29 protein-coding genes and 1 pseudogene are annotated in these 23,655 nt (G+C 72.3%); 14 read left to right on the forward strand and 16 right to left on the reverse strand.

What is annotated here, in order from left to right; genetic code table 11:
* Positions 1-13 precede the first annotated feature (13 nt).
* Complete coding sequence (locus tag ACFXKZ_RS18490) at positions 14-649, reverse strand: NAD(P)-dependent oxidoreductase (RefSeq protein ID WP_380001648.1); 636 nt, start codon at positions 647-649, stop codon at positions 14-16.
* 113 nt (positions 650-762) lie between these two features.
* Between ACFXKZ_RS18490 and ACFXKZ_RS18495 the strand changes: the two genes are divergently transcribed.
* Together ACFXKZ_RS18495 and ACFXKZ_RS18500 are read left to right on the forward strand one after the other, a co-directional pair.
* Positions 763-1,458 (forward strand): TetR/AcrR family transcriptional regulator, encoded by a 696-nt coding sequence (locus tag ACFXKZ_RS18495; protein ID WP_380001650.1) that lies wholly within the window; start codon positions 763-765, stop codon positions 1,456-1,458.
* Between the two features lie 75 nt (positions 1,459-1,533).
* Positions 1,534-1,869, forward strand: coding sequence for a VOC family protein (locus ACFXKZ_RS18500; protein ID WP_380001652.1), 336 nt, complete (start codon positions 1,534-1,536; stop codon positions 1,867-1,869).
* Between the two features lie 18 nt (positions 1,870-1,887).
* On the opposite strand, the gene ACFXKZ_RS18505 is transcribed toward ACFXKZ_RS18500, so the two are convergent.
* Positions 1,888-3,099, reverse strand: coding sequence for a serine hydrolase domain-containing protein (locus ACFXKZ_RS18505; protein ID WP_380001654.1), 1,212 nt, complete (start codon positions 3,097-3,099; stop codon positions 1,888-1,890).
* Positions 3,100-3,229: 130 nt separating this feature from the next.
* Positions 3,230-3,781 carry a GNAT family N-acetyltransferase gene (locus ACFXKZ_RS18510; protein WP_380001656.1) on the reverse strand — a complete coding sequence of 184 codons (552 nt, stop codon included), beginning with the start codon at positions 3,779-3,781 and terminating at the stop codon, positions 3,230-3,232.
* 226 nt (positions 3,782-4,007) lie between these two features.
* On the opposite strand from ACFXKZ_RS18510, the gene ACFXKZ_RS18515 reads away from it, so the two are divergent.
* The 3 genes from ACFXKZ_RS18515 to ACFXKZ_RS18525 are packed head-to-tail and all read left to right on the forward strand — an operon-like array spanning position 4,008 to position 6,399.
* Positions 4,008-4,514: a methylated-DNA--[protein]-cysteine S-methyltransferase gene (locus ACFXKZ_RS18515; protein ID WP_380001658.1), complete on the forward strand. Its 507-nt coding sequence runs from the start codon at positions 4,008-4,010 to the stop codon at positions 4,512-4,514.
* Positions 4,511-5,227: a 2OG-Fe(II) oxygenase gene (locus tag ACFXKZ_RS18520; RefSeq protein WP_380001660.1), complete on the forward strand. Its 717-nt coding sequence runs from the start codon at positions 4,511-4,513 to the stop codon at positions 5,225-5,227. Before ACFXKZ_RS18515 ends, ACFXKZ_RS18520 begins: the two co-directional genes overlap by 4 nt.
* Positions 5,228-5,241: 14 nt before the next feature.
* The gene (locus tag ACFXKZ_RS18525; protein WP_380001662.1) at positions 5,242-6,399 is read left to right on the forward strand and encodes a hypothetical protein; all 1,158 of its coding nucleotides are present in this window, start codon (positions 5,242-5,244) and stop codon (positions 6,397-6,399) included.
* Between the two features lie 25 nt (positions 6,400-6,424).
* Here the strand turns inward: ACFXKZ_RS18525 and ACFXKZ_RS18530 are convergent, their stop codons facing one another.
* Positions 6,425-7,339 (reverse strand): TIGR03620 family F420-dependent LLM class oxidoreductase, encoded by a 915-nt coding sequence (locus ACFXKZ_RS18530; RefSeq protein ID WP_380001664.1) that lies wholly within the window; start codon positions 7,337-7,339, stop codon positions 6,425-6,427.
* 226 nt (positions 7,340-7,565) lie between these two features.
* Here ACFXKZ_RS18530 and ACFXKZ_RS18535 point away from each other — a divergent pair, with 226 nt between their 5' ends.
* Positions 7,566-8,132, forward strand: a complete 567-nt coding sequence (locus ACFXKZ_RS18535; protein ID WP_380001666.1) for a TetR/AcrR family transcriptional regulator — start codon at positions 7,566-7,568, stop codon at positions 8,130-8,132.
* A gap of 94 nt (positions 8,133-8,226) precedes the next feature.
* The gene (locus ACFXKZ_RS18540; protein ID WP_380001668.1) at positions 8,227-8,709 is read left to right on the forward strand and encodes an NUDIX domain-containing protein; all 483 of its coding nucleotides are present in this window, start codon (positions 8,227-8,229) and stop codon (positions 8,707-8,709) included.
* Positions 8,710-8,907: 198 nt separating this feature from the next.
* On the opposite strand, the gene ACFXKZ_RS18545 is transcribed toward ACFXKZ_RS18540, so the two are convergent.
* Positions 8,908-9,516 carry a hypothetical protein gene (locus tag ACFXKZ_RS18545; protein ID WP_380001670.1) on the reverse strand — a complete coding sequence of 203 codons (609 nt, stop codon included), beginning with the start codon at positions 9,514-9,516 and terminating at the stop codon, positions 8,908-8,910.
* 252 nt (positions 9,517-9,768) lie between these two features.
* Between ACFXKZ_RS18545 and ACFXKZ_RS18550 the strand changes: the two genes are divergently transcribed.
* Both ACFXKZ_RS18550 and ACFXKZ_RS18555 read left to right on the forward strand, forming a co-directional pair.
* The gene (locus tag ACFXKZ_RS18550) at positions 9,769-10,347 is read left to right on the forward strand and encodes a TetR/AcrR family transcriptional regulator (RefSeq protein ID WP_380001672.1); all 579 of its coding nucleotides are present in this window, start codon (positions 9,769-9,771) and stop codon (positions 10,345-10,347) included.
* Positions 10,348-10,469: 122 nt separating this feature from the next.
* Positions 10,470-11,708, forward strand: a complete 1,239-nt coding sequence (locus ACFXKZ_RS18555; RefSeq protein WP_380001674.1) for a cytochrome P450 — start codon at positions 10,470-10,472, stop codon at positions 11,706-11,708.
* A gap of 171 nt (positions 11,709-11,879) precedes the next feature.
* On the opposite strand, the gene ACFXKZ_RS18560 is transcribed toward ACFXKZ_RS18555, so the two are convergent.
* The 9 genes and pseudogenes from ACFXKZ_RS18560 to ACFXKZ_RS18600 form a co-directional block, all read right to left on the reverse strand.
* Positions 11,880-12,128, reverse strand: coding sequence for a type II toxin-antitoxin system RelE/ParE family toxin (locus ACFXKZ_RS18560; protein ID WP_380001676.1), 249 nt, complete (start codon positions 12,126-12,128; stop codon positions 11,880-11,882).
* Positions 12,125-12,448, reverse strand: a complete 324-nt coding sequence (locus ACFXKZ_RS18565; protein ID WP_380001678.1) for a DUF6247 family protein — start codon at positions 12,446-12,448, stop codon at positions 12,125-12,127. Before ACFXKZ_RS18565 ends, ACFXKZ_RS18560 begins: the two co-directional genes overlap by 4 nt.
* 66 nt (positions 12,449-12,514) lie before the next feature.
* Positions 12,515-13,045: a flavoprotein gene (locus ACFXKZ_RS18570; protein ID WP_380001680.1), complete on the reverse strand. Its 531-nt coding sequence runs from the start codon at positions 13,043-13,045 to the stop codon at positions 12,515-12,517.
* Between the two features lie 111 nt (positions 13,046-13,156).
* A pseudogene (locus ACFXKZ_RS18575) lies at positions 13,157-13,309 on the reverse strand (NUDIX hydrolase); the annotation flags it as partial.
* Between the two features lie 348 nt (positions 13,310-13,657).
* The gene (locus ACFXKZ_RS18580; RefSeq protein ID WP_380001682.1) at positions 13,658-13,801 is read right to left on the reverse strand and encodes a hypothetical protein; all 144 of its coding nucleotides are present in this window, start codon (positions 13,799-13,801) and stop codon (positions 13,658-13,660) included.
* A 105-nt stretch (positions 13,802-13,906) separates the two neighbouring features.
* Entirely contained in the window at positions 13,907-14,200 is a 294-nt protein-coding gene (locus ACFXKZ_RS18585; RefSeq protein WP_380001684.1) for a hypothetical protein, read from the reverse strand.
* Between the two features lie 173 nt (positions 14,201-14,373).
* Positions 14,374-15,357 carry an SDR family oxidoreductase gene (locus ACFXKZ_RS18590; protein ID WP_380001686.1) on the reverse strand — a complete coding sequence of 328 codons (984 nt, stop codon included), beginning with the start codon at positions 15,355-15,357 and terminating at the stop codon, positions 14,374-14,376.
* 124 nt (positions 15,358-15,481) lie between these two features.
* Positions 15,482-15,976, reverse strand: coding sequence for a MarR family winged helix-turn-helix transcriptional regulator (locus ACFXKZ_RS18595; protein WP_380001688.1), 495 nt, complete (start codon positions 15,974-15,976; stop codon positions 15,482-15,484).
* A 107-nt stretch (positions 15,977-16,083) separates the two neighbouring features.
* Positions 16,084-16,887 carry an ATP-grasp domain-containing protein gene (locus tag ACFXKZ_RS18600; protein ID WP_380001690.1) on the reverse strand — a complete coding sequence of 268 codons (804 nt, stop codon included), beginning with the start codon at positions 16,885-16,887 and terminating at the stop codon, positions 16,084-16,086.
* A 74-nt stretch (positions 16,888-16,961) separates the two neighbouring features.
* Here ACFXKZ_RS18600 and ACFXKZ_RS18605 point away from each other — a divergent pair, with 74 nt between their 5' ends.
* The 3 genes from ACFXKZ_RS18605 (at position 16,962) to ACFXKZ_RS18615 (ending at position 18,521) form a co-directional block, all read left to right on the forward strand.
* A complete protein-coding gene (locus ACFXKZ_RS18605) occupies positions 16,962-17,795 on the forward strand; it encodes a HipA family kinase (RefSeq protein ID WP_380001692.1) in 834 nt (277 codons plus the stop codon).
* Positions 17,795-18,187, forward strand: a complete 393-nt coding sequence (locus ACFXKZ_RS18610) for a DUF3037 domain-containing protein (RefSeq protein WP_078974045.1) — start codon at positions 17,795-17,797, stop codon at positions 18,185-18,187. The genes ACFXKZ_RS18605 and ACFXKZ_RS18610 overlap by 1 nt, the downstream gene beginning before the upstream one ends.
* Before the next feature lie 160 nt (positions 18,188-18,347).
* Positions 18,348-18,521: a hypothetical protein gene (locus ACFXKZ_RS18615; RefSeq protein ID WP_380001694.1), complete on the forward strand. Its 174-nt coding sequence runs from the start codon at positions 18,348-18,350 to the stop codon at positions 18,519-18,521.
* Between the two features lie 72 nt (positions 18,522-18,593).
* On the opposite strand, the gene ACFXKZ_RS18620 is transcribed toward ACFXKZ_RS18615, so the two are convergent.
* The gene (locus ACFXKZ_RS18620) at positions 18,594-19,433 is read right to left on the reverse strand and encodes an N-acetylmuramoyl-L-alanine amidase (protein WP_380001696.1); all 840 of its coding nucleotides are present in this window, start codon (positions 19,431-19,433) and stop codon (positions 18,594-18,596) included.
* A gap of 420 nt (positions 19,434-19,853) precedes the next feature.
* On the opposite strand from ACFXKZ_RS18620, the gene ACFXKZ_RS18625 reads away from it, so the two are divergent.
* Both ACFXKZ_RS18625 and ACFXKZ_RS18630 read left to right on the forward strand, forming a co-directional pair.
* A complete protein-coding gene (locus ACFXKZ_RS18625; protein WP_380001698.1) occupies positions 19,854-21,077 on the forward strand; it encodes a beta-ketoacyl-[acyl-carrier-protein] synthase family protein in 1,224 nt (407 codons plus the stop codon).
* Between the two features lie 221 nt (positions 21,078-21,298).
* On the forward strand, positions 21,299-21,811 hold the full coding sequence (locus ACFXKZ_RS18630) for a hypothetical protein (RefSeq protein WP_380001700.1): 513 nt from the start codon (positions 21,299-21,301) through the stop codon (positions 21,809-21,811).
* A gap of 49 nt (positions 21,812-21,860) precedes the next feature.
* Here the strand turns inward: ACFXKZ_RS18630 and ACFXKZ_RS18635 are convergent, their stop codons facing one another.
* Positions 21,861-22,310 (reverse strand): RICIN domain-containing protein, encoded by a 450-nt coding sequence (locus tag ACFXKZ_RS18635; protein WP_380001702.1) that lies wholly within the window; start codon positions 22,308-22,310, stop codon positions 21,861-21,863.
* Positions 22,311-23,655: the final 1,345 nt, after the last annotated feature.

Genomic DNA, 23,655 nt, shown 5'->3' on the forward strand with positions numbered 1-23,655 from the left:
GTTCGGCGCGTGTTCAGTACGCGATGCCGACCGGTTGGCGGTACGTCGCCGGGTCGTCGATGACCGCGAGCATCGCGTGTGCCACGTCGGCTCGGGCGATCGTGGCGCCGCGTGGCACGCTGCCGCCGATCTGCGTGCGGTACACACCGGTGACGGCCGCCTTGGTCAGCTTCGGCGGTCGCATCGCGGTCCAGTCGGTGTCGCTGCGGGCGAGTTCGGCCTCCATCGCCGCCAGGTCCGCGTATACGTCCTTGAGCATCGAGCGCAGGATCGGGATCAGGCCCTTGCGGACGAGGATCGAGTCCTCGGACGGTGTCGGGCCCACCGGCGCGGCGCTGATCGTCACCAGGCGCCGCACGCCCGTGTCGGCCATCGCGGTGATGATCGCGGCGGTCGCGGCGGCGGCGATCCCGGTGGCCTTGCGGTTGCGCGGGCCGATGCCGGAGAGCACCGCGTCGTGCCCGTCGATCGCCTCGCGCAACTCGGCCGGATTCGTCACGTCGGCCCGGACGACGTCGATGTTCGGGTGTTCGAAGTCGGGCCGGGACGGTGCCCGGACCACGGCCGTGATCTTGTGTCCGGCCGCCGCGGCCTGCCGCAGGACGTGTCCGCCGGTGGCGCCCGTCGCGCCGAGAACGGTGAGCCTCATGTGTCGCCTCCCGAGGTGGGTGAGTGTTCACTCACCCCTCCATGGTGAATACTTGCTCACCACTACGTCAAGCCCGGCCCCGGACCGCCCACGACGAACGGACGACCGCCCCGATGCACCACTCGCCCCACTCGGGCGCGGACCGGCAGGCGCCGGCGCCCACCCGGCAGCGCATCGTCGACGCCGCCGAGCATCTGATGCGTACGCTCGGCCTGGCGCGGACCACCACGAAGGAGATCGCGCGCGCCGCCGGGTGCTCGGAGGCCGCGCTGTACAAGCACTTCACCGGCAAGGAGGAACTGTTCGTCGCGGTCCTCCAGGAGCGGCTGCCGCCACTGGGTCCGCTGCTCGCGCAACTCTCCGGCGAGGAGAGCGAGTCGGGCGAGACGGGTGAATCGGCCGTGTCGGCCGTGTCCGGGGCGGGCGCGGACGCGGGCGGCGGCGACGTGGAGCGGCGGTTGGCGGCGATCGTGCGCCGCGCCGTGGAGTTCTACGAGGAGAGCATGCCGATCGCCTCGTCACTGTTCGCCGAACCCGCGCTGCTGCACCGGCACCGCGAGGCACTGCGGGGCATCGGCGCCGGTCCGCAGGTACCGCTGCGCATGCTCGCCGACTACCTCGCGGTGGAGCGCGACCGGGGCCGGATCGCGCCCGAGGCCGACCCCCACGCGGCCGCCGCGCTGCTCCTGGGCGCGTGCTACCAGCGGGCGTTCCTGCGGCACTTCATGGGCGTCGAGGACGGCCCGCCCGTGGCCGAATTCGCCGCGAGCACCGCCCGCACGCTGATGCGCGGCATCGCCCGCACCTGATGTCGGCGCGGGCTGCGACACTCCGGGCAGCGGAGGTCCGCCCGCGATGTCGGCCCGGGCTCATATCGTGCGCGCATGGAACTGACACCTCACATGATCACGATCGACTGCGCCGACGCGGGCCGGCTCGCCGCCTGGTGGGCGGACGCGCTGGGCGTGGAGATCGCCCAGGACTTCGGCGAGTTCGTCATGGTCGCGGCCGAGCCGCTGGTCCTCGGCTTCCAGCAGGTGCCGGAGCCGCGGGTCGGCAAGAACCGGCTGCACATCGACTTTTCCGCCCCCGACCGCGTCGCGGCGGTCGACCGGCTGGTCGGGCTCGGCGCCACGGTGGTGGGGGATCGCAGCGCGCCCGGACTGAACTGGACCACCATGCAGGACCCGGACGGCAACGAGTTCTGCGTCTCGGGGTAGCGGCGGCGGCGCCCGGACTCAGCGCCGGTTCAGGTGGTCCGCCAACGCCCGCAACGCGGTGATCGTCTCCCGGTCCAGGGACTCGTCGTCGGCGGTGGGCCAGGCGCTGGTCTTGACGATGACGACGTCGGCTTCGGGGTCCACGTAGAGGTATTGGCCGAAGACGCCGATGCCGGTGAAGGCGCGCCGTGCGCCGCCGAGGGTCCACCACTGACCGGAATAGCCGTAGTGCGGTCGGCCGCTCGGGCCGAGTGCGCCGACCGCGATGTGCGGAACGTCGCGGCCGCGGCTGCGCGCCACCCACTCCTTCGGCACGATCCGCTCGCCCGCCCACTCGCCGTCGCGGGCCATCAGCAGGCCGATCCGGGCCAGATCGCGAGTGCTCGCGTTGAGCGAGCCGCCGCCGAGCGCGGTGCGCGGGCGGCCCCGGGTGAGGAAGTAGTACGCGTCGTCCTCGGTGCCGATCCGGGACCACAGCCGGCTTGCGGCGTACTCCGCGATCGGCATCCCCGTCGCGCCCTCCAGGACCCACCCCAGCACCTGCGTGTCGATCGTCGAGTAGTTGAACGCGGTGCCCGGCGGGCTCATCCGGGGCAGCGAGCGGATCACGTCCAGGATCGATCCGCCGCCGGTGACCGCGTGTTCGAAGCGGTTGATCGCGCTTTCCGGGACGGTCCAGTCCTCGACCGCGCCCACGCCGCTGCACATGTCCGACACCTGCTCGACGGTGGGCCCCTCGAACGCGGTCCCGGCCAGGTCGGGGCAGTACGTCACGACCGGGTCGTGCAGACTCGTGATCGCGCCCTCGGCCAGCGCGATGCCGACCAGGATCGAGGTCACCGACTTGGTCAGGGAGAACGCCTGGAAGCGCACACCCGGCCCGGCGCAGCGGCCCGGATAGCTCTCGTGCACGATCGCCCCGCGATGCAGCACCAGGAACGACGTGGTGAAGGTGCGCGCGTGCAGGTCCGCGAGCGGGCGCTCGACCCGGTCGAGGGTGTAGGTCGCCTCGATCGCCTCGGGCCGCTCCGGCCACGAAGACGGCGTCGCGGCGCGCGGGACGACGGTCTTGGGCATCAGCGCGTGCATGTGGGTGAAGGTCCACTCGTTCACCGGACGCCGCATCATCAGATCGCCCTGATGCCGCCAGAGCCACACCGCCCCGGCCGCGGCCCCGGCCAGGGCCGGCACGGTCCGACCCCAGCGCGGAATACCCGAAGCAGAACCCACGACGCCACTCTCCCTGTTGTGCGCACTCGTCTCGGATCGGACCGAACCGGATCGGACCGGGCGGCGGCCGGAGCCGCGCATCAGTAGAGCATCGACGCACGGGACGACGCGAGCGGCACGCGGCGGGCGGTCAGGCCCGGCCGCGCAGGTAGCGACCCCGGGAGAGTTCGGTGACCAGGACCGGATTGCCGCGGCCCGGGACCACGGTGCGGCGCTCCTCGGTCATGCCGAGCTTCGTCATCACGTTGGCCGAGGCGGCGTTGTCGACGTGGCACACGCTCACCAGGCGCGGGACGCGGGCGTACTCGAACGCGAAGCGCAGCACCTCGACGGCGGCCTCGGTGGCGATGCCGTGACCCCAATACGGCCGGGCCAGTCGCCAGCCGATCTCGACGGCGGGCAGGATCTCCGGCAGGAACTCCGGTACGGCCAGGCCCGCCCAGCCGACGACCGTGCCCACCGGGCCCGGGTCGGGCGTACGCAACTCGAGCGCGAACAGGCCGAACCCGCGTGCCTCCCAGTCGCGTTCGTAGCGGGCCAGGGCCGCTGCGCTCTCTTCGGGGGTAAGCGGCAGCCCGCCGCCGACGTAGCGCATCACCTCGGGGTCGGCGTGCATCGCGGTGAGCGCGGGCAGGTCGTCGTCGTGCCAGCGGCGGAGCAGGAGGCGCTCGGTTTCGATCATGGAACCATCGTGCATGATCCGGCGGCGGCTCGGGGAACGCATTTTCGGGCTTCCGTACACCGCCGGGTCGGGCCGCGACGCGAGGTGCCTTCGGCCCTCAACGCCATGTCCGATTCCCGCCGGACGGTGCGCCGCGGATCGCGCACAGTGGGTGGTGGAAGCCCCGGTGTCGCACCGGGATCGGTACTCGCGGCCCGCGGCCGCGGTCTTGGCGAAAGGTGCCATGATGACCGTCCACACCACCCTCGACAGCCCGCTCGGCGAGCTGCTGCTGATCGGCGAGGAGCGAGCCGACGGCACGGTCGCACTGACCTCGCTGTCCGTACCCGGCCAGAAAGGTGGGGCTCGGGTAGCCGCCCACTCGCGCGCCGACGCGACCGTGTTCGCCGAGCCGGTGCGCCAACTCGGCGCCTACTTCGCGGGCGAACTGCGCGACTTCGACCTGCCGTTGGCCCCGCGCGGCTCGGCCTTCCAGGAGCGGATCTGGGCCGCGGTCGACGAGATCCCGTACGGCACCACGACCACGTACGGCGCGATCGCCGAACGTGCGGGCACCTCGCGGGCGGGCGTCCGCGCGGTGGGCACCGCGATCGGCGCCAACCCGCTGCTCCTGATCCGCCCGTGCCACCGGGTGATCGGCGCCGACGGTGCGCTGCGCGGCTACGCCGGCGGGCTCGACCGCAAGGAGTACCTGCTCGACCACGAGGGCGCGCTGCCGGCGCGGCTGGGGTGAGCGCCGTGGACACCCTCTTCGCCGCCGAACCGGCGACCGGCACCGACCTCGCCGCGCGCCTCGACGAGCACGGCCACGCGCTGACCCACCGGATCCTGGACCCGGACACCTGCCGGGAGATCGCGGATCTGTACGACCGACCCGAACTGTTCCGGGCCACGATCGACATGGCCCGACACCGGTTCGGCGCCGGGCAGTACCGCTACTTCGCCGCACCCGTCCCGGAGCCGATCGCGGCGCTGCGCGCGTCCTGCTACCCGCACCTGCTGCCGATCGCCCGCGCGTGGGCGGAGCGGCTGGGCCGGCCGGCGCCCTGGCCGGACACCCTGGACGAGTGGCTGACGATGTGTCATGCGGCGGGCCAGACCCGGCCGACGCCGATCCTGCTGCGCTACGGGCCGGGGGACTGGAACGCGTTGCACCGCGACCTGTACGGCGACCTGCTCTTCCCGCTGCAGGTGGTGATCGGCCTCGACGAGCCCGGCGTCGACTACACGGGTGGCGAATTCCTGTTGGCCGAACAGCGCTTCCGGGCGCAGTCGCGCGGCACCGCGATCAGCCTGCCGCAGGGGCACGGGCTGGTCTTCACCACCCGGGACCGGCCGATCCGCTCGGCCCGGGGCTGGTCGGCCGCCCCGATCCGACACGGGGTCAGCACGGTCCACTCCGGCCGGCGCCGCACTCTCGGCCTCGTCTTCCACGACGCGGCGTGAGTGCCGTGCGTGCCGTGAACGACGGTGCCGCCGGCGCGGGTGGCGGGTACACGTTGATCGGGCCGGACGGACGGCCCTACCGCAGTGCGACCGCCGGCACCCTGGGCGGAACCACGAACGGCCGGCTGTACGGGCGGCTGGACTGCCGCAGCGCGTTGCGGGCGATCGCGCGCGGCGGCTATGTGGCGAGCCGGGTCTTCTTCGCGACCGAGGCGGACGCGGTGGCGGCGGGGTTCCGGCCCTGCGCGGTGTGCCTGCCGGCCGAGTACGCCCGCTGGAAGGGTTGCCCGCCCGCGCCGCACACCGAGGCGGAACTGGCCGACCTGCTCCGGAAGTTGGCCGGTCGGCGCACGCTGGCGATCGGCCACGGCCGGGACCGCGCGTCCACCGCCGCCGCGCACGCGCTCGCGGCGGCCTGGCCGGGCGAGGTGGTGAGCGTCGTGTCCTGGCCCGAGCAGGCCGCCTCGTGGCTGCGCCCGGCACTGCGGTTGACCGCCCAGGCGCCGGACGCCTGGGTGGTGGCGGGCGCGGCGCGGGGGTGGGCGGGGATGCGGGAGCGGTTGTTGCGGAGTACCGATTGGGACCCGGAACGCACGTATGGGTTCGCGTCGTTGGCGGATGCGATCGGGGACGCGGGAGAGGAACAGGGCGTGACCCCCGGCTTCCTGTCGTACGCTCCGATCATGGCCGAACGCACTCTCGTCCCCGACGACTTCGTGATCCCCCCACCGCCGAGCACGCCGTCCTTCCGGCTGGAGCCCTTGGCGGCCCGGCACAACGAGGCCGACCTCGCCGCGTGGACTTCGAGCATCGACCACATCCGCGCCACGCCGGGATTCGCCGGCCGCCACTGGCCGCCGCCGGAGGGCATGGCCCCGGCGGACAACCTGCGCGACCTGGTCAAGCACGCGGACGACTTCACGCGGCGGGTGGGCTTCACCTATACGGTGCTCGCCGTCGGGGGCGCGGAGGGCGCCGAGAGCATGGAGGGCGTCGAGGACGTCATCGGGTGCGTGTACATCTACCCCGACCGCGACGATCCGTCGATCACCAACGTGCGCTCGTGGGTGCGGGCCGATCGGGCCGACCTCGATGCTCCGCTCCACCACGAGGTGTCCGCGTGGCTCGCCGCCCGGTGGCCCTTCGAGCACGTGGTCTACGCCCCTCGGTAGGGACGCCGGCATGCGCCCGGCTTGTTCAGGCGAACTCCGGTATAAGCGCCGCAAGTTCGCGCCATTCGTCGAGCGGGATGCGGCCTTGGTCCGGGGTGAGGACCTGGAGGCAGACGTGGTCGGCGCCCGCGTCGAGGTGTTCGCGGATGCGCTTGGCGATGGTCTCGGTGTCGCCGATCGCGAACAGGGAGTCGACCAGGCGCGTGCCCTCGCCGTCGAGTTCGGCCTGGCTGAAGCCGAGTCGGCGGAGGTTGTTCACCTGGTGTCGGGCGGCCTGGTAGCCGGCCACGAAGCCGCGCGCGACCTCCAGGGCCCGGGTCGGGTCGGTGGTCGGGGACGGGACCACGGTCAGCGCCACGGACAGGTACGGGTCCGGGCCCATCGTCTCCCGGGCGAGCGCGGTGTGGTCCACCGTCACCAGATAGGTGTGCGCGCCCCAGGTCCGGCGGCCGGCGAGGGCGAGCATCCCGGGGCCGAGGGCGGCGAGCACACGGCGAGCGGGGTGCTCGGGCGGGTCGCCGACGAGTACGGCGGCGTCCATCTCGTCGAGGTACGCGCCGACGCCCGCGACGGCCGGGGCGGTGTTCGCCTTGGGCATGCCGGGGATGTCCGCCTGCCCGGCGGCGCGGTGGCCGCCCAGGCCCAGCACGAAGCGGCCCGGATACGCCTCGTTGAGCGTGGCCTCGGCGGCGGCCATCAGGCGTGGGGTGCGCTCGGACATGATCGCGATGCCGGTGGCGACCGGGAGCGTACGCGTGGCCGACAGCAGGAGTTGGGCATGCGTCGTGGCCTCGCGGCCGATGCCCTCGCCGACCCACAGGCCGCCGTAGCCGAGGGCCTCGATCTCGGCGGCCGCGTCGCGTACCGCGCCGGCGGGTCGACCGTCGAACGCGAAGGTCCACAGGCCGAGTCGGCCGAGGGCGGTCTTGTCGTGCGTCATCGGGTTCCGTTTCGGTTCGTCGGGGTGTGCGGGTGGGGCGCGGGTCGGACCCGCGGTGCCTCGCGGCATGGCTTCGCCCGGTGGGCGGGGCTCCGCCTGTAGACAGGGCTCCGCCCGGGGGCACGGCTCCGCCCGGTATTCCGGAGGGGTCCTCCGGTTTGCCTCTTCCACCATATGGAGGCAGGCTCCGTTTGACAATCGTGGTGTCGTTCGAGAGGGAGTGCCGATGAGCCGGCCGATGCGCGCCGATGCGCGGCGCAACTACGAGCGGCTGCTCGCCGAGGCCCGGGTGGTGTTCCGCGAGCAGGGCGTCGATGCGTCGCTGGAGGAGTTGGCCCGGCGGGCCGGGGTCGGGATCGGGACGCTGTACCGGCATTTCCCGACGCGCGACGCGCTGGTCGAGGCGGTGGTGCGGGACCGGTACGACGGCCTCACCGCGCGGGCCGCGGCGTTGCGCGACGCCGACGGCGCGCGGGACGCGCTGGCCACGTGGTTGCGGTTGCTGATCGAGGGGGCCGGTACGTTCCGGGGGATGAGCGCGACGCTGATGGCCACGCTCGCCGACGAGACGTCGGAGTTGTACGCCTCCTGCCATGCGATGCGCGAGGCCGGCGCGGCTCTGCTCACCCGCGCGCAGGCGGTGGGGGAGGTGCGCGCCGACATCGACACGGACGGGTTGTTCACCCTCGCGCACGGGATCGCGTGGGCGCACGAGCAGCGTGAGGTGGACGATCCGGAGCGGTTGCCCCGGCTGCTCGACGTGGTGGTCTTCGGGCTGGCGACGCGCGGCTGAGTACGCGCCGCGTCGGCGGCCGGGTGAACACGCGGGTGGGATGCGCGGCGACCCGCTCGGAGCGCGTGCGGGCGGCTCGGCCAGACTGCGGAGCATGGACAGTCAGGCGAATGGGCGTGCGAAAGACGCGGCGGACGTGCGGATCACCGGCGCCGCGGGGGCGTTGTTCTTCGATGCCGAGGGGCGGGTGCTGCTCGTCGAACCGGACTACAAGCCGGGGTTGGAGTTTCCCGGCGGGATCCTGGAACCGGGGGAGTCGCCGTGGGAGGGCTGCGTCCGGGAGGTCCGGGAGGAGTTGGGGATCGTGCTCGACGGTGCGCCGAACCTGCTCGTGGCGCAGTGGGTGGCGCCGGCGGGCGGGCATCGCGGCGGTATGCGCTGGCTGTTCGACGGGGGTGTGTTGACGGCCGATCGGATCGGGGAAATCCGGCTCCAGGCCGACGAGTTGCGGGCGTGGCACCTGCTGACACCGGATCAGGGCGCGGCGGCGATGCCGGCGGGGCGGGCCGCGCGCCTGCGGGCGGCGCTGCGGGCGCGGGCGAGTGGTGGGGGGATGTACGTGGAGGGCGTGGAGTGAATCGGGCGGCCGTGGGCCGGCGGTGCGTGGTGCCTAGGCCCTGTCCGGCGGATCTTGGCGGGTCCGCGCCGCCCGGCACCGCACCTCGCCGCACCGGAGAAACAGCCGAATGGAACCACTATGCGGCTGCTTCTCCGGCACGCCGAGGCACGGCACCGGACGACGCGGCCTGATCCACCAAGATCCGCCGGACAGGGCCTAGCGGTGCGTGGTGCCGCCGCCCGTCACGGCGGCCGTCAGCGCTTCGACGAGCGGGATCGGTGGGGCGTGCGCCGCCGTCGGGTACACCAGCAGGGTGCCGTCGGCCGCGACGGCGAAGTGGCCGCCCAACCGGCCCTCGCGGGCGGCCTCCTCCGGATCGAGGGGGATGGGTGGGCCCTCGTCGAGGATCAGGGTGTCCGGGGTCAGGCCGGCGCGCAGTACGGCCGCCTCCAGGGTCCTGGCCCGGCCAGGATGCGACGTGCGCAGCCAGATCTGCCGGGCCGGGAACGGGTCGCGCTCCAGGAACGGGCGACCCGCGTGGTCGAGCGAGAACAGGTCCCGCACCGGTCGGCGGTGCGCCACGACGATCGGTCGGCGGCCGGTGAGTCGCGAGCGTATTCCGGGCGGCGGGTAGCCGAGTACGGGTAGTGCCGCGAGGCCCCGGCGGTCGAACTCGGCCGCCGTCGCGGCCAGCAGCGCCTCGACGCGCTCGGCGACCGCGGCCCAGTCGGCGGGTCGACGTGCGGCCGCGGTCGGGCCGACGCCGGATGCCGGGCCGGCCGACCGCTGCCGCTCGGCCTCGATGCGGGCCTCGAAATCGCTCATGGCGGCAACCTACCGGCGCGTCGTGTGCGGCGGGGCGATTCGGGTGGGCGGGTGCGATCGGGGTGTGAACGAGGTGCGGTCGACGGGTGATCACCGCCCGGCCGGATCGTCAGCCCGTCCGGGTCCACTCCTGGCCGAGCGGCAAGCCGGTTTCCTTGTGAACAGCCGTTCCAGGATCAAAATTGACGGCCCATCAGCCTTGTCGATTGGCAAAGGTCGACGTATGTTCATGGCCAACAGGAAGGGGGACCCGTGGCGATTCCGGCACCGGAGGACACCTACGACCGGGTGCTCCTGGCGGCAGAGGAGCTGTTCGGCGAACACGGCTTCGCCGGCACCTCGTTGCAGGCCATCGCCGACCGTGTCGGGGTGACCAAGGCGGCCCTGTACTACCACTTCCGGACCAAGGACGAACTGCTCGACGCCCTGCTGCGCCCGGCCCTGAACGATCTGGACCGGGTGTTGGAGGTCGCCGAGAGCAGGCGTGGCACCACCGCTCGCCAACGCCTGCTGTTCGAGGGGTACGTCGACTTCCTCATCCGGTATCGCACCCTCGCCGTCATCCTCGACCGGGACGTCGCGATAGGCCGCCACCCCGCCATTCAGCCCCGACTCGCCTCGATCACCGCGCGGGTGCGCGAAGTCCTCGACGACGTCGACGACTCGATCGAATACCGCGTGTCGACGGCGGTGGCGATGGGTGGCATCTACTCCGCCGTCGCCGCCTTCCCCGAACTGCCCGACGACGAGCTGGGCCGCATCCTGCGCGGTGTGGTCCGCAAGCTCCTGGGCCCGCGCCGCAGGGCGCCGGGCCCGGTCGCCGGGGCCTGATCGAGCACGCGCTCACCGCACCACCGCTCCATCGCACCACCGCTCCACCGCGACGTTCGGCACCCGTCCCCGGCCGGATCCCGCGGCGACCTCGCACACCCTCCGGCAACGGGAGTTCCACCATGACGTGTCCGGTCCTCGACCACGGCTTCGACCCCACCGACCCCGACCTGTACACCACGCGCATCCCGCTCGACGAGTTCGCGCTGCTGCGCAAGACGTCCCCGGTGGTGTGGGTCCCGCAGACGCCCGAGGTGTCCAACTTCGGCGACGACGGCTACTGGCTGGTCACCCGGCACGCGGACGTCAAGGAGGTCTCCACCAAGCCGGAGATCTACTCGACGAACAAGAACACCGCGATCATCCGCTTCGCCGAGGGCATGGACATGTCCAACATCGATGCGCAGAAGCTCATCATGATCAACATAGACCCGCCGGAGCACACCCGGCTGCGCAGCATCGTCCAGCGCGGCTTCACGCCCCGGGCGATCAACGCCCTCCAGGCCGCGCTGACCGAACGCGCCGCGCAGATCGTGGCGGACGCCAAGGCCAAGGGCTCGGGCGACTTCGTCACCGAGGTCGCCTGCGAACTGCCCCTGCAGGCGATCGCGGAACTGATCGGTGTACCGCAGGAGGACCGCCGGAAGATCTTCGAGTGGTCGAACAAGATGCTCGGCTACGACGACCCCGAGTACGCGGAGACCCAGGAGGCGGGCGCGCAGGCCGCCGCCGAGCTGATGCTGTACTCGATGGGCATGGCCGAGGAGCGCAAGGCGTGCCCGGCGCAGGACATCGTCACCCGGCTGATCACCGCCGAATCCGACGGCAGCCTGTCCTCCGACGAATTCGGCTTCTTCGTCCTGCTGTTGGCCGTGGCCGGCAACGAGACCACGCGCAACGCGATCACGCACGGGATGCTGGCGTTCTTCGACAACCCCGACCAGTGGGAGCTGTACAAGGCGGAGCGCCCGGAGACCACGGCGGACGAGATCGTGCGCTACTCCTCACCGGTGATGTCCTTCCAGCGCACCGCCACCCAGGACACCGTGCTCGGCGGCCAGGAGATCAAGGCGGGCCAGCGGGTCGGCATCTTCTACAGCTCGGCCAACTTCGACGCGGACGTGTTCGAGAACCCGACGAAGTTCGACATCACCCGCAGCCCCAACCCGCACCTGGGCTTCGGCGGTGGCGGCCCGCACTTCTGCCTCGGCGCCTCGCTCGCGCGCATGGAGATCAACCTGATGTTCAACGCCATCGCCGACGCGATGCCCGACATCACCAAGGCCGCCGACGCGAGGCGCCTCCGCCACGCCTGGATCAACGGCATCAAGGAACTCCAGGTCCACTACACGGCCAAGTAGCCGGGCCCGACCACGGGCCACCCCAAGCAGGCGCCGCCCACTCCCGGGAGCAGCGGGCGGCGCCTTCCCGCGGTCCGGCACGGTGATGGGACAAGGTTTCCGTACATCCGTGCGACCCCATCCGCGGGGCCCGACACGCGGCGGGTGGGCGTGCTCGGCGTCCGGTGATGGTCAGCCGGTCCAGGTGAGGCTGATGACGCTGACCAGTACCCGCGTGTCCTGGACTACGTAGGTGGCGAACCCGAAGCGGCCGAACGGCGCTTCCAGGGTGTCCTTCAGACCGCCGGCCATGCGTTTCCCGGCACCCCACGGGTCGCGCTGTAGCCGGTGCTCCAGGGTGTCGAGAGCGTTGAGGGCAGTGCGTGGCAGGGTCCGCCGGACCAACTCGGCCTTCGGGTGGTACTCGATCGTGTAGCTCACCGGTCCGCCTCCTGGAGTCGGGCGAGGGGGATCGCCCCCACGTCCTCGCCGGCGCGGACGGCTCGGGCGCGGTCGAGAATGTCGTCGTAGTCGCCGGCGCGGTGGTGGATGAGGCGCCGTTGCCAAGGTTCGAGGATGTTGGCGAGTTGGGCGAGGTCGCCGAGTTCGGCCGCGACGCGCAGTGCGTGTTGGTAGTCCTGTTCGAACTGGGCGCGGGCGTCGTCGGGGAGTTCGGCGCGGATTTGGCCGGGGGTGGGCCAGAGGGCGCCGCCGGTGTGGATCGTGACGTCGGGATCGCGCGGGTCGCGGGTGTCGTCCATGCCGTCAGCGTGGCATCGTGCCCACCGTGATCGGTAGCCGGCGCACTCGGAGGGAGCACGCGCCGGTTATGCGCCCGGGTCGAGGGCGGGCAGGCGGCCGATTACCGTGGACCAGTCGTGTTCGTCGTCGCCGTTGAGTGGTGAGCCGTCCTCGTCGAGGACCAGGCCGACACCGCAGGCGCGCAGGGTGTCCAGGCTCCGGACGGAGGCCGGGTGCGCGGCCAGGGCGCTCTTGAACCAAGGCACGGCGACCACCGGGATGCCTGCGCCCAGCGCCTCGTTCAGGGTGCCGAGGGCTACGTTGTCGGAGATGCCGAGTGCCCATTTGTTGAGGGTGTTGAAGGTCAACGGGCAGGCGAGCAGGGCATCCGGGGCCGGGAACGGCCGCGGGTCGTCGGGCCCGCGCTCGCGGGTGCGCACCGGACGGCCCGCGATGGCCGCCAGGTCGTCGAGACTCGCGGCGAGCCATGCCGCGGCGGTCGGAGTGAGCGTGACACACGTGTCCCAGCCGTCCGCGCGAACGGCGTGGACCAGGCTCCCGAGCTCACCCAGCGCAGGAGCAGCCCCGGCCACGACGTACAGCACACGATGCGTCATGCGTGAAGCCTACGAGCGGCCGACGCGGGTCTGTGTCCGGTGGAGCCGACGCAGGCACAGTTGCCGGAGGGGCGCGTCTCGCGGCTCCCACCGCGACCGCCTCGGCCGGCGTCACAGTCCACGGAGCCGGTGCAGCATGAGCAGCGCGGCCACGGCGTTGGCGGAACGAATCTCCCCGCGCGCGATCAGGTCCGGCACTTCTTTCAGCGGCACCCACTCGACCCGATCCGACTCGAACGCGTCCTCGGGCTCACCGACATGCTCGCGGCGTTGCCCGCCGGTAGGGCATCGCCAGGACAGCCTCGACCCTCTCGGCCACCTCACGCACGGTCGGCACACCCGTGTGTGGGGCGAACTCGCGGTGCATCCCGTGCGGGCGATCCGCGAGGCGCCGGGACTCCACGCCCTGCGCGGCGTCCAGCCCGCCCGACGCGGCCACGTGGGCTCGGAAGGGCGGTGCCGGACGATCCGTCGGCCCGTGCGTCCAGGTCGATGTCCCGAGGTCGTTCACGCGTTGGGCGAGCCCGGCGCGCGCCTGTCCTTGCCGGGCGGGCGACTGGGGAACGAATGGGGCGGGAGTCGGGCGTGGTGGTCGCGAGGCTCGTCGTTGGTTCAGATCCCGACGACCTTGAGCATGGTGACCACCAGGACGTCGCGGCTGATCTCGTACTCGGTGATCACCCCCGCGAGGCACGCCGAGCGCCGGTCCTTGTTGCCTCGGATGGCGGCGCCGTGGGCGTAGGGATCGCGGGCCATGGCGGCTACCGCGCGGTCGAAGTCGCGGCGGGTCGCGGCGGGTCGAGGCGGAGGGGGCGGCGTATTCGCTGCGGGCTCGGTCGGAGTACTGCACGTAGTAGCTGCTCATGGCTCAACCGGGTTCCCGTCGATGTCGACGACGCCGGTGAGGTCGCCGGAGCGAATGCGCTCGGCGTCGGCGTCGATGCGGGCGTGCTCCTCCGGGGGGATGGCCCAGTGGACGGCGATGGCGGCCAGGTCCTTGAGAGGGGCGTTGTCGATCTCCTTGTCGAAGGCGTCGCGCCGGTCTTCGGGGAGGGCGGCACGGATGTCGACGAGGGTGCCGGGGAGTTCGGTGGGGACGCCATTGATGGTGGTGGCGATGGTCGGCCGGTCGGGGTCGCGGAGGTCGTGGTCCATGCCCTCAGGGTGACATCGCGATCCGGGTAACAGGTAGCCGGCGCGCAAGGCCGCGGGCATACCGCAACGTGCGCCGGGGCGTGTGCCAACCGCTTCGGCTCAGGGTGCGGGCGGGCTCGCGTCCCCCGGGGGGCGCCGCCGGGGGTCCGGGTTGCCGACGGCGCCTTGGCCTCTCAGGACTTGAGGAGTTCGGCTTCCTTTTCCGGGGGCAGGCCGACCACCGGGCGGTCGGGGCGTTGGGGAGCCACTCCGCCCAGGGTGCGGAGCCAGGTCCAGGTGTCGGCCACGGTTTCCGCTGTCGGGCGGATGCGGAGGCCGGCGGCCAGGGCCTTGCTCACGTCGCGGCGGTGGATGCTGTTGTAGTCCTCGCCCGCCGGGATCCACACCGGCAGTTCGATCCACGGCTGCACGTCGGCGGCCAGGATCGTCTCCGGGTCGATCCAGCGCAGTTCGGCGGTGGAGCCGGTGACCCGCACGCACAGGTCGAGCAGTTCGCCCATCGTGGTGTGGCCCGTCGGCGAGATCAGGTTGTACGGGCCGCTCAGGCCCGCCTCGGCGGCGTGCACCGACCACTCGGCCAGGTCGCGCGCGTCGATGAACTGCAGCGGGGACTCGCGCGGGCCGGGTGCGACCACGGGGCCGCCTCGGGCGATCCGGTTGAGCCACCACGGGAGGCGGCCGATGTTCTCGCGCGGTCCCAGGATCAGGCCGGCGCGCGCGTGCACGTACCGGTCGCCGAAGGCCCGCTCGATGGCGATCTCGGCGCCGCGCTTGGCGATCGGGTACGCCACGTCGCCGTCGTCGGGCGAACCCTCGACCAACGGCGCCTCCTCGCCCACCCCGGCGAGCGTCGGCTCCGCGTACACCGAGCACGTGGAGATGTACACATAGCGCCCGACCCGGTCGGCCAGCAGGTCGGCCGTGTCCCGCACCGCCCTGGGTGCGGCACTCCACGTGTCCAGGACCACGTCCCACTCGCCGTCGGCCAGCGCCGCCAGACCACCCTCGACGGTGCGATCACCGACCAACGGGCGTACCTCGGGCGGGAGTTCGTACCGACCGCGGTTGAACACGGTGACGTCCCAACCCCTGGCGAGCGCGGCGTCGGTCAGGGCCCGGCCGACGAATTCGGAACCACCCAGGATCAAAGTTCTCATGATCAGACTCTGCCCGCGTACGGCCGCCACGGGAAGGACCCTCTGCTCTCGGCGGAATCACCCGGGCGTCGACCCGGGACGACTCGGGCATCCACAGCGGCGACCCGGCCCCCGCACCCCCGACTCACCGCGCCGACCCGCGCGCACACGGATGCCCCGCACCGTCCCGGTCCACCGACTCCTGCTCGGCCAGCTCCCGATCCAACAACCGCAACAACCGCAGCAGCTCGGCCCGGTCCGCCTCGCCGAGCCGATCGAACACGGCCGCCCCCGCGCCCTGACGGATCGCCCGGATCCGACGCACCTCGGCGCGCCCCTGCTCCGTCGGCTCCACCAACGTCGCCCGCCGATCCACCGCCGAGGCGCTGCGCCGGACCAATCCGCGCGCCGCCAGGTCGTCCACCACCGTCGTCGCCGAGCGCGGCACGATCTCCAGGCGCGCGGCGAGGTCCGCCATCCGCAGCGGCTCACCGGCGTGCACGAGCACCTTCATCGCGTGCGCCTGGGCGGGGGTCAGACCCAACGGGGCGAGTTCGCGGCCGGCGCGGATCCGGATGCGCTTGGCCAGGCGCATGAACAGGTCGCCGATCGGCGCCGAGCTGGATTCCGGCGAACTCACGCGTGTCACGTCCCGAGGAGCGGGGATCCTGATGGATCCGGGTACACCCATTGTCTCCGGACCGGTCGCCCGGCCCCATCGCCGTGTCGCCCGCCGGCCTCGAACCCTCACCCCCGGTCCCGAATGACGGGGGCGTGCCGGACAAACGCCGCGTCCCGTGCCGGGAGTTCCCGGCGCGGCCCACCGGCGCGCAGCACCACGTCCAGCACCCGGTCGATCTCGCACGCGTAGCCCCCCGAGGCCCAGGCCGCGTTGGCCTCGACGACCGCCCAGCCCGTGTCGGTGCCGCCCACGTCCACCACGATCGCCGAGGGCAGGTCCGCCCCGGCCGCCGCCAGCACGTCGGCGCCGAACGCGAGCGCGTCCGGACCGCGCCGGCACGCCGCGATCGGCGCGATGTCCAGGTCGCCGTCGACGGCGTACCGCGACGCCGCGTGCACCACCCCGTCCAGGCAGAACAGCCGGTATTCCGCCCGGAACACGATGGTCTCGCTGAGCAGCACCGCGGTGTCCGGGTCCGCCGCGTCGCTGCCCGGCAGCTGGGTGCCGTCCCGGTACACCCTGGCCGGGAACGACTTGTCGTTCGGCGGCTTGACGAACATCGGCCGGCGCAGCGTCCACGCGTGCGCCAACGTGGTCGCGGTGATCTCCCGCCGGGTCAGCTCGACCGGCAGCCGCGCCAACCAGTCCTCCGGCGCCTCCAGCAGACCCAGGTCCAGATCGCGCGCGGTCGCGTCGGCGAACAGCGGCCCCGCGTACAGGTGCGCCCGCGTGCCCATCAGGTCGTCCGGCGCCTGCCAGGTGTGCAGGCGGCGTACCGGCAGGTCGCGGCGATGGGCGGCGCTCGCCAGGGCTCGGTCGGTGTCGGTGCTGCGTGGGGACAGGACCAGGACGCGGTCGGTGTGGGTCATCGGCCCAGGGTGTCGGGGACGGGCGCGGCGGGGCGAGTGTTTTTCGGCGTCGAGGGCGTGGCATTGTTTCGGGCATGCTTCCCCTGGTCCATGCCATTCGTTACGTCACGCCCATGCGTGAGGGCGGCTCGTTGCCCGGGCTCGTCGAGGCCGACGACCTCGGCACGTATGTCGTCAAGTTCCGCAGTGCCGGGCAGGGGCCCAAGGTGCTGGTCGCCGAGGTCGTGGTGGGCGAACTGGCGCGTCGGCTCGGGCTGCCGGTGCCGGCGCTGGTGCGGGTCGAGGTGGATCCGGTGATCGCGCGCGGCGAACCGGACCAGGAGGTACAGGAGCTGGTGCAGGCCAGCGCCGGGCTGAACCTCGGAATGGACTTCCTGCCGGGCTCGGCCGACTTCACCCCCGCCACCTGGGAGCCGGACCCCGAACTGGCCGCGCGCGTGTTGTGGCTGGACGCGTTCACCTCCAACGTGGACCGTTCCTGGCGCAACCCGAACCTGCTGGTCTGGCACGGCCGGTTGTGGCTGATCGACCACGGCGCCTCGTTGTGGTTCCACCACGCGTGGCAGGCCGCCGCGTCCGCCGCCACGCGCCCGTTCGACGCGAGCGACCACGTGTTGGCCGCGCTCGGCGGACCGGGCCTGCTCAAGGCCGACGCCGAGCTGGCCCCGAGGATCACCCGCGAGCTGCTGACCGAAGTGCTGGCACTGGTCCCGGACGAGTGGCTGGAACCGGGCGACGCGGAGCGGGCGCTCGGCCTGGACCGTCCCGGCGCGCTGCGCGAGGCGTACATCGCGCACCTGCTGGCCCGCGCCGCCGCCCCGCGCGCGTGGTTGCCGGAGATCGCGCCCGAGGTGTCCGCGCGCCAGGGCGCCGCGCAGCCGTCGAACCGTCCGGATTGGCTCAAGTGATGACGATGGCCGTGCAGCGGGAGTTCTTCGAGTACTCGATCATCCGGCTGGTGCCGCGCGTGGAGCGCGGGGAGTGTCTGAATGTCGGGGTGGCCCTGTACAGCCAGGCATTCGACTTCCTGGGCGCGCGTACGCACGTCGAGCAGTCCAGGTTGTGCGCGCTCGACCCGGAGGCCGACCCGACTCAGGCCAGGGCGGTACTGGCCGCGTGGGAGCTGGTGTGCGCGGGCAGCGAGTCGGCCGGCGCGCCGGGCGCGGAACCGCTCGGCCGGCGCTTTCGCTGGCTGACCGCGCCGCGCAGCACGATCGTGCAACCGGGCCCGGTACACGGCGGGTTGACCGCGAACCCGGCGGCGGACCTGGATCGGTTGTTCGACCTCCTGGTGTTGTGACGGGTGCGGCCATCCGTGTGGTGGCGGGTACGGCCATCTCTCGGACGCCGGCCCCGCACGCTGCGCGTTTGTGACCGGTCGTGATCTGTCGGTGGTCGAACGCGCTGCGCTACCGTGGCTCGCACGGGTGCGTTCCCGGACTCCGACGGAGGAGGCGACGATGATCCGTACCTACGGTCCGCAGAGTCGCGGCATGGTGGTCTGCACGCTCGTGCTGCTGACCATTCTCGGCCTGTACAGCGCGGTCTACGAAGCGGTCGCGTGGACGTGGCTGGTGTGGTCGCTCCTGGCGATGGTCACGGGCCTGCTCGTGGCCACCGATCGAGGCGTATAGCGACGCCGATCGGGGCGTATGGCGCCGCGCTCCGGGCCCCGGCGGACTCGCGGCGCGCGGCGCGCGGATCGCCTACGCCACCGTGAACCCGTGCCGGTCACCCAACCGGGCCAGTGAGCGGCGGCCCGGGATCCCGTCGGCGTCGGAGCCGCTGTAGCCGAGCCTGCGCTGCCACTCCGCGTACGCCCGCACGGTCGCGGTGCCGTAGTGCCCATCGGCCAGGCCCTCGGCCAGCAACCCCTCCGCGACCAGCGCGTTCTCGACCATGCGCGTCCCCATGTAGGTGACGGGCGTCCCGGGCCGCTCCGGGTCCGAACGCGCCGCCGCGACCAGTTCGGCCAGGTCCACGGCGGGCCGCTGGGCCGGGATCTCGACGTCCGGGCCACCCGTGGCGGCGGCCACGATCCCGGGGAAGACCAGCTCGGTGAACTGGCGCACCCGCGCATCACCGGGGCAGGCGGTGCCGCCCAGCGACCACTGGGCGAACATCCGGTGGTAGCCGTAGCCCGGGTCGTCCCAGGCGCGGCACACCCGCAGCGGCAGGCCGTGCCGTTGGTGCAGCCACACGCCCAGCCGGATCAGGCTCGCGACCTGGGCGTCGGTCCACGGATCGGTGTGCTCCAGGTTGCTCGCGCTCTCGCAGCTGACCGCTCCGGTGCCGTCGGCCCGCCGGTTCGCCGACGCGTTGGCGTCGGCGCGGGTCTCGGTGCCGATGAACTGGAACAGACCCCCGTCGTACGCGCAGCCGAAGTGCGACTCCAGGTTGGTCGAGTCGCGCCAGTACTCGTACATCCGTTCCCCGGACCACGGTGCGGCGATCGAGTGGAGGATCAACTGGGTGGGGCGGATACCGGGCTGGGAGTCGGATTCGGGTTGTAGTTCACGTTTGGTGGCTCCGGAGTACCAGGCCATGGCGGTCCCCCTGGGATCGACTACGGGAAAGTCGCGAATGACCATGGTCACGACGCTTCGCACGGTTTTAGCCGATCTTTGGGAAATTCGAGCCAACCATCCCTGATTCGTCGATAATGCCCCCCGGCGGGAGCCACTCCGGGGCCGGCTCGATACGTATCCCGCGCCGGCCGAAGATGCCGGCCGCGGGCGTTTGACTTCGGCCGGTATCGGGGCGTTTCGGGTGATTTGCGACGCTGGGTCGGTTACCGGTCGGTTGTCGAGTCTCCACAAGTATTAGGACGTCCTCTTTATCGGTGTCGATACCCCGGCGCCGACGTATCCCTGACAGCGTTGCGAGACAAGTGACCGGCTCGCGATCGTGCGCCGGTCGTCTGTGTCGCGTTTTGACAAGGCTTCGACTGAGCTGGGGTGCGTTGTATGTCGCTCGGCAGGACCGATGTGGTGGTGACGGGGATGGGTGCGACCACGCCGTTGGGCGGGGATGTGCCCTCGACGTGGGCGGCCCTGCTGGCGGGCGAGTCGGGAATCGGCGCGCTGACGGATCCCTGGGCAGCCGACCTGCCGGTGCGGATCGCCGGGCGGATGAAGGTCTGCCCCGAGACGGTGCTCGACCGGGTCAAGGCCCGGCGGCTCGACCGCTGTCAGCAGGCCGCGCTGGTGGCGGCGCGTGAGGCGTGGCAGGACGCGGGCGCGCCGGCGGTCGAGCCGGAACGGTTCGCCGTCGTGGTCGGCACCGGCATGGGCGGCGCCATGACGATGCTCGCGCAGCACGACCTGCTGGCCGAGTCCGGGGTGCGCCGGGTGTCCCCGCACACCGTGCCGATGCTGATGCCCAATGGGCCGGCCGCGCAGGTGAGCATGGAACTGGGCGCCCGGGCCGGCGCGTACACCCCCGTGAGCGCGTGCGCATCGGGCTCCGAGGCGATCGCCTACGGCCTGGACCTGATCCGCCTCGGCCGCGCCGACGTGGTGGTCGCGGGCGGTGCGGAGGCGACGATAGGCGCGCTGCCCATCGCCGGCTTCGCGCAGGCCCGCGCGTTGTCCACGCACGGCGGCGACCCCGCGACCGCGTCGCGTCCGTTCGACGTCACGCGCAACGGCTTCGTGATGAGCGAGGGGGCCGCGCTCGTGGTCCTGGAGCGGGCCGAATTCGCGGCGGCGCGCGGTGCGTTCGTACACGCGTACCTGGCCGGCGCCGGGGTCACCTCGGACGCGAACCACATCACCGCCGGGTACGGCCCCGGCCAGGTCCGGGCGCTGCGGCTGGCGATGGCCGAGGCGGGCGTCACCGGCGCCGACGTGGACCACATCCAGGCGCACGCGACCTCGACCCCGGCCGGCGATGTGCTGGAGGCCGCGTCGATCACCGAGGCGATCGGTACGCACGCGGCGGTCACCGCGATCAAGTCGATGCTCGGCCACCTGTGCGGCGGCGCCGGCGCGATCGCCGCGGTCGCGGCGGTGTCGGCGCTGCGCGACGGGGTCGTCCCGGCCACCATCAACCTGGACTCGCAGGACCCGGACATCGACCTGGACGTGGTCGCCAAGGAACCCAGGGTCGGCCCGCTCAACGTCGCGGTGGCCAACGCCTTCGGCTTCGGCGGACACAACGCGACGCTGGTCTTCACGTCGGCCAACTAGCGCCCGACGACACCCGGGGAGCGAGCGCTCCGATCGGCTTCGGTCGGGGCGCACTCGGGCGGCGGGGCGCCCGGTGGTGGGCGTGGGGCCGGTGGTGAAAAACCCGGTGCGTCGGGGCTGTGTCTTCCGCCAGGCTTGGTTCTGTGTTTTTATCGAGAATCCCGCGTGCATCGAGCGAATCAGGAAGCTCGTTTGCCTCATTCGTTTCTAGGCTGAAGCCTATGAAGACCACGGGGAAGAGCAGCGCGGACACCAGCGGCGAGGCGGCGGGCGGCGAGAGCGGGAAGTCCGGTCCGATCGCCGCTTTCGCGCGCTTCGTGGTCTTCGGCGGCGGTACCGGGATCGCCTCCTCCGGTGCACTGGTCGTACTCTCCGGCACGATGCCGATCGCGGTCGCCAACGCGTTCGTGACCGTGGTCTCCACGGTGGCCGCCACCGAGTTGCACAGCCGGTTCACCTTCGGCGGCGGCCGGGCCGGGCTGCGCCCGCACGGGCAGTCCGCGCTCAGCGCGCTGGCCGCGTACCTGGTCACCACGGCCGCGATGCTGGGCCTGCACGCGGCGGCCCCGGGCGCGGGCGTGCTGGTCGAACAGGGCGTCTACCTGGGCGCGTCCGGCCTGGCCGGGATCGGCCGCTTCGTGGTGCTGCGCCTGTTCGTCTTCACCCGCCCGGGCGCCCGGCCCCACCCGGCCACGCCCGCGCTGGCACGCGCCCAGGTGGTGGCCGCGGCGTAGGGGCGGGCGCCTCGGGCACGGCCCGGCCGCTTCGGCGGCGGACGCGGGCTCAGCGTGGTTCGAGCGTCCACCACTGCGACGGGTGGTCGGTGTCCTCCCACTGCCGTACGGCCCCGCCGACCTCCGTACTGCCGTCGGCGACCTCGAGCAGCAGCCCGCTGACGTAGTTGATCAGCGTGACCCGCCCCGCCTCCTCCGCGTGCTCCTCCAGGATCCACTCCTGGGCGCCGAAGTTGTTGGCCCGCCAGAGCTGTACATAGGCCCCGTTCTCCACGGAGGCCCCGATCACGTCCAGCCGCTTCCCGGCGACCACGTGCTCCAGGTGATACACGGCCCCACCGGGATGGACCGCCGAGACCCGCCAATGTTGCGCGGTCGTCCCGTCGTCGGCCCCCTGCACCACCCGGGCCCCACCCCCGGTCCGGCCCCCCTCGACCTCGAGCACGAGCCCACTGTGCACATTGCGCACCACGTACACACCCTCGCCGATTCCACCCACGCCGCGCTCCCGGACACCGTACAAACGATCTTGAACCAGCCACCCTCCCACGCCCCACCGACACCCACCCACGGGCCCGACCCAACCCGAGCCCCCAGACCGCCTCCGCCACCCCCGCCCCTACCGACCGCCGCCTCGACCGAACCTGGGTGTTTGGTGGCGGGGGCTGGTGCGGGGCCGGTCTGAGTTGGTGGTGGGTCGCCGCCGGCGTGCGGTGCTCCGAGACTTGGGGCTTCCGACGAGGCGGGTGTGTCGGTCGGCGAAAAAGCGGCCGGCAGCGGCGGGCGGGGTGGGTGCTCGGGTCGGGTTCGCCGGGGGTGCGTTTTGGAGTGGGTCGGGTGCTTCCGTTCGCGCGTTGTGCTTGTGGTTGCGGGTGGCTGGTGCGGGGTTGGTCTGAGTCGGTGGTGGGCCGCCGCCGGCGTGCGTGGTTCCGAGACCGGAAGCTTCCGGCGAGGCGGGCGTGTTGGTCGGCGAAAACCGGCCGGCAGTGGGGGCCGGAGAGCGCTTGGGTCGTGCCCTCCGGGGAGCCTTCCCGGGTGGGTCGGGACGTTGCGGGGGCGTTGGAGGGGAGTTGGGGCTCGAAACCGGATAGCGATGGGTGGTTGTGGGCTTCGAGGCTCAGTGACCTGCGGTTTTGCGAGGTCGAGGCGGAAAGTCGGGCGACGAGTGCCGGTTTCGTGCGCTCCGACCCCCTCAACGCCGGAGCGAAGACCGAAACCGCACACTCGGAGCCGGCTTCGAACACTGCCACCCCAAAGAGGCCGTCAAGACGACCGAAAGTGCCCAGCGAGAGCCGAAACCGGATCCCGAGGCACCCCAAACGCTCTCCTCTCCGCGCTGACCTGCGGTTTTCTCCCACACCGAGGCCACGGCACCCAACGCCGTCCGGTTTCGTGAACTCTCGCCCCACACCCGCCCACTGCATCTCGAAAAAATGCCCTGCCCGACCCACTCGGGAACGCACGCCCGGCGGACCCGACCCGAGCACCCACCCTGTCCGCCGCTGCCGGCCGCTTTTTCGCCGAGCAACACGCCAGTCTCGTCGGGAGCCCTCCGCCTTGGAGCCCGGCACGCCGGCCGCGTTCCACCACCGACTCTGACAAGCCCCGCACCGGCCACCCGCGACCCAAGGCGCGACGCGCGCCGGAAGAACCCGGCCCATTCGGGAACGCACGCCCGGCGAACCCGACCCGAGCACCCACCCTGTCCGCCGCTGCCGGCCGCTTTTTCGCCGAGCAACACGCCAGCCTCGTCGGGAGCCCTCCGCCTTGGAGCCCGGCACGCCGGCCGCGTTCCACCACCGACTCTGACAAGCCCCGCACCGGCCACCCGCGACCCAAGGCGC

Origin of the sequence: Embleya sp. NPDC059237, assembly GCF_042754105.1 — a bacterium.
In the GTDB taxonomy this organism is placed as follows: Bacteria; Actinomycetota; Actinomycetes; order Streptomycetales; family Streptomycetaceae; genus Embleya.

What these genes read in the sequence shown, in the direction of transcription:
- ACFXKZ_RS18490 (WP_380001648.1), bottom strand. Translation starts at nt 649, where the DNA reads ATGAGGCTCACCGTTCTCGGCGCGACGGGCGCCACCGGCGGACACGTC.
- ACFXKZ_RS18495 (WP_380001650.1), top strand. Translation starts at nt 763, where the DNA reads ATGCACCACTCGCCCCACTCGGGCGCGGACCGGCAGGCGCCGGCGCCC.
- ACFXKZ_RS18500 (WP_380001652.1), top strand. Translation starts at nt 1,534, where the DNA reads ATGGAACTGACACCTCACATGATCACGATCGACTGCGCCGACGCGGGC.
- ACFXKZ_RS18510 (WP_380001656.1), bottom strand. Translation starts at nt 3,781, where the DNA reads ATGATCGAAACCGAGCGCCTCCTGCTCCGCCGCTGGCACGACGACGAC.
- ACFXKZ_RS18515 (WP_380001658.1), top strand. Translation starts at nt 4,008, where the DNA reads ATGACCGTCCACACCACCCTCGACAGCCCGCTCGGCGAGCTGCTGCTG.
- ACFXKZ_RS18530 (WP_380001664.1), bottom strand. Translation starts at nt 7,339, where the DNA reads ATGACGCACGACAAGACCGCCCTCGGCCGACTCGGCCTGTGGACCTTC.
- ACFXKZ_RS18535 (WP_380001666.1), top strand. Translation starts at nt 7,566, where the DNA reads ATGAGCCGGCCGATGCGCGCCGATGCGCGGCGCAACTACGAGCGGCTG.
- ACFXKZ_RS18540 (WP_380001668.1), top strand. Translation starts at nt 8,227, where the DNA reads ATGGACAGTCAGGCGAATGGGCGTGCGAAAGACGCGGCGGACGTGCGG.
- ACFXKZ_RS18545 (WP_380001670.1), bottom strand. Translation starts at nt 9,516, where the DNA reads ATGAGCGATTTCGAGGCCCGCATCGAGGCCGAGCGGCAGCGGTCGGCC.
- ACFXKZ_RS18555 (WP_380001674.1), top strand. Translation starts at nt 10,470, where the DNA reads ATGACGTGTCCGGTCCTCGACCACGGCTTCGACCCCACCGACCCCGAC.
- ACFXKZ_RS18565 (WP_380001678.1), bottom strand. Translation starts at nt 12,448, where the DNA reads ATGGACGACACCCGCGACCCGCGCGATCCCGACGTCACGATCCACACC.
- ACFXKZ_RS18570 (WP_380001680.1), bottom strand. Translation starts at nt 13,045, where the DNA reads ATGACGCATCGTGTGCTGTACGTCGTGGCCGGGGCTGCTCCTGCGCTG.
- ACFXKZ_RS18580 (WP_380001682.1), bottom strand. Translation starts at nt 13,801, where the DNA reads ATGGCCCGCGATCCCTACGCCCACGGCGCCGCCATCCGAGGCAACAAG.
- ACFXKZ_RS18585 (WP_380001684.1), bottom strand. Translation starts at nt 14,200, where the DNA reads ATGGACCACGACCTCCGCGACCCCGACCGGCCGACCATCGCCACCACC.
- ACFXKZ_RS18590 (WP_380001686.1), bottom strand. Translation starts at nt 15,357, where the DNA reads ATGAGAACTTTGATCCTGGGTGGTTCCGAATTCGTCGGCCGGGCCCTG.
- ACFXKZ_RS18600 (WP_380001690.1), bottom strand. Translation starts at nt 16,887, where the DNA reads ATGACCCACACCGACCGCGTCCTGGTCCTGTCCCCACGCAGCACCGAC.
- ACFXKZ_RS18605 (WP_380001692.1), top strand. Translation starts at nt 16,962, where the DNA reads ATGCTTCCCCTGGTCCATGCCATTCGTTACGTCACGCCCATGCGTGAG.
- ACFXKZ_RS18610 (WP_078974045.1), top strand. Translation starts at nt 17,795, where the DNA reads ATGACGATGGCCGTGCAGCGGGAGTTCTTCGAGTACTCGATCATCCGG.
- ACFXKZ_RS18615 (WP_380001694.1), top strand. Translation starts at nt 18,348, where the DNA reads ATGATCCGTACCTACGGTCCGCAGAGTCGCGGCATGGTGGTCTGCACG.
- ACFXKZ_RS18620 (WP_380001696.1), bottom strand. Translation starts at nt 19,433, where the DNA reads ATGGCCTGGTACTCCGGAGCCACCAAACGTGAACTACAACCCGAATCC.
- ACFXKZ_RS18625 (WP_380001698.1), top strand. Translation starts at nt 19,854, where the DNA reads ATGTCGCTCGGCAGGACCGATGTGGTGGTGACGGGGATGGGTGCGACC.
- ACFXKZ_RS18630 (WP_380001700.1), top strand. Translation starts at nt 21,299, where the DNA reads ATGAAGACCACGGGGAAGAGCAGCGCGGACACCAGCGGCGAGGCGGCG.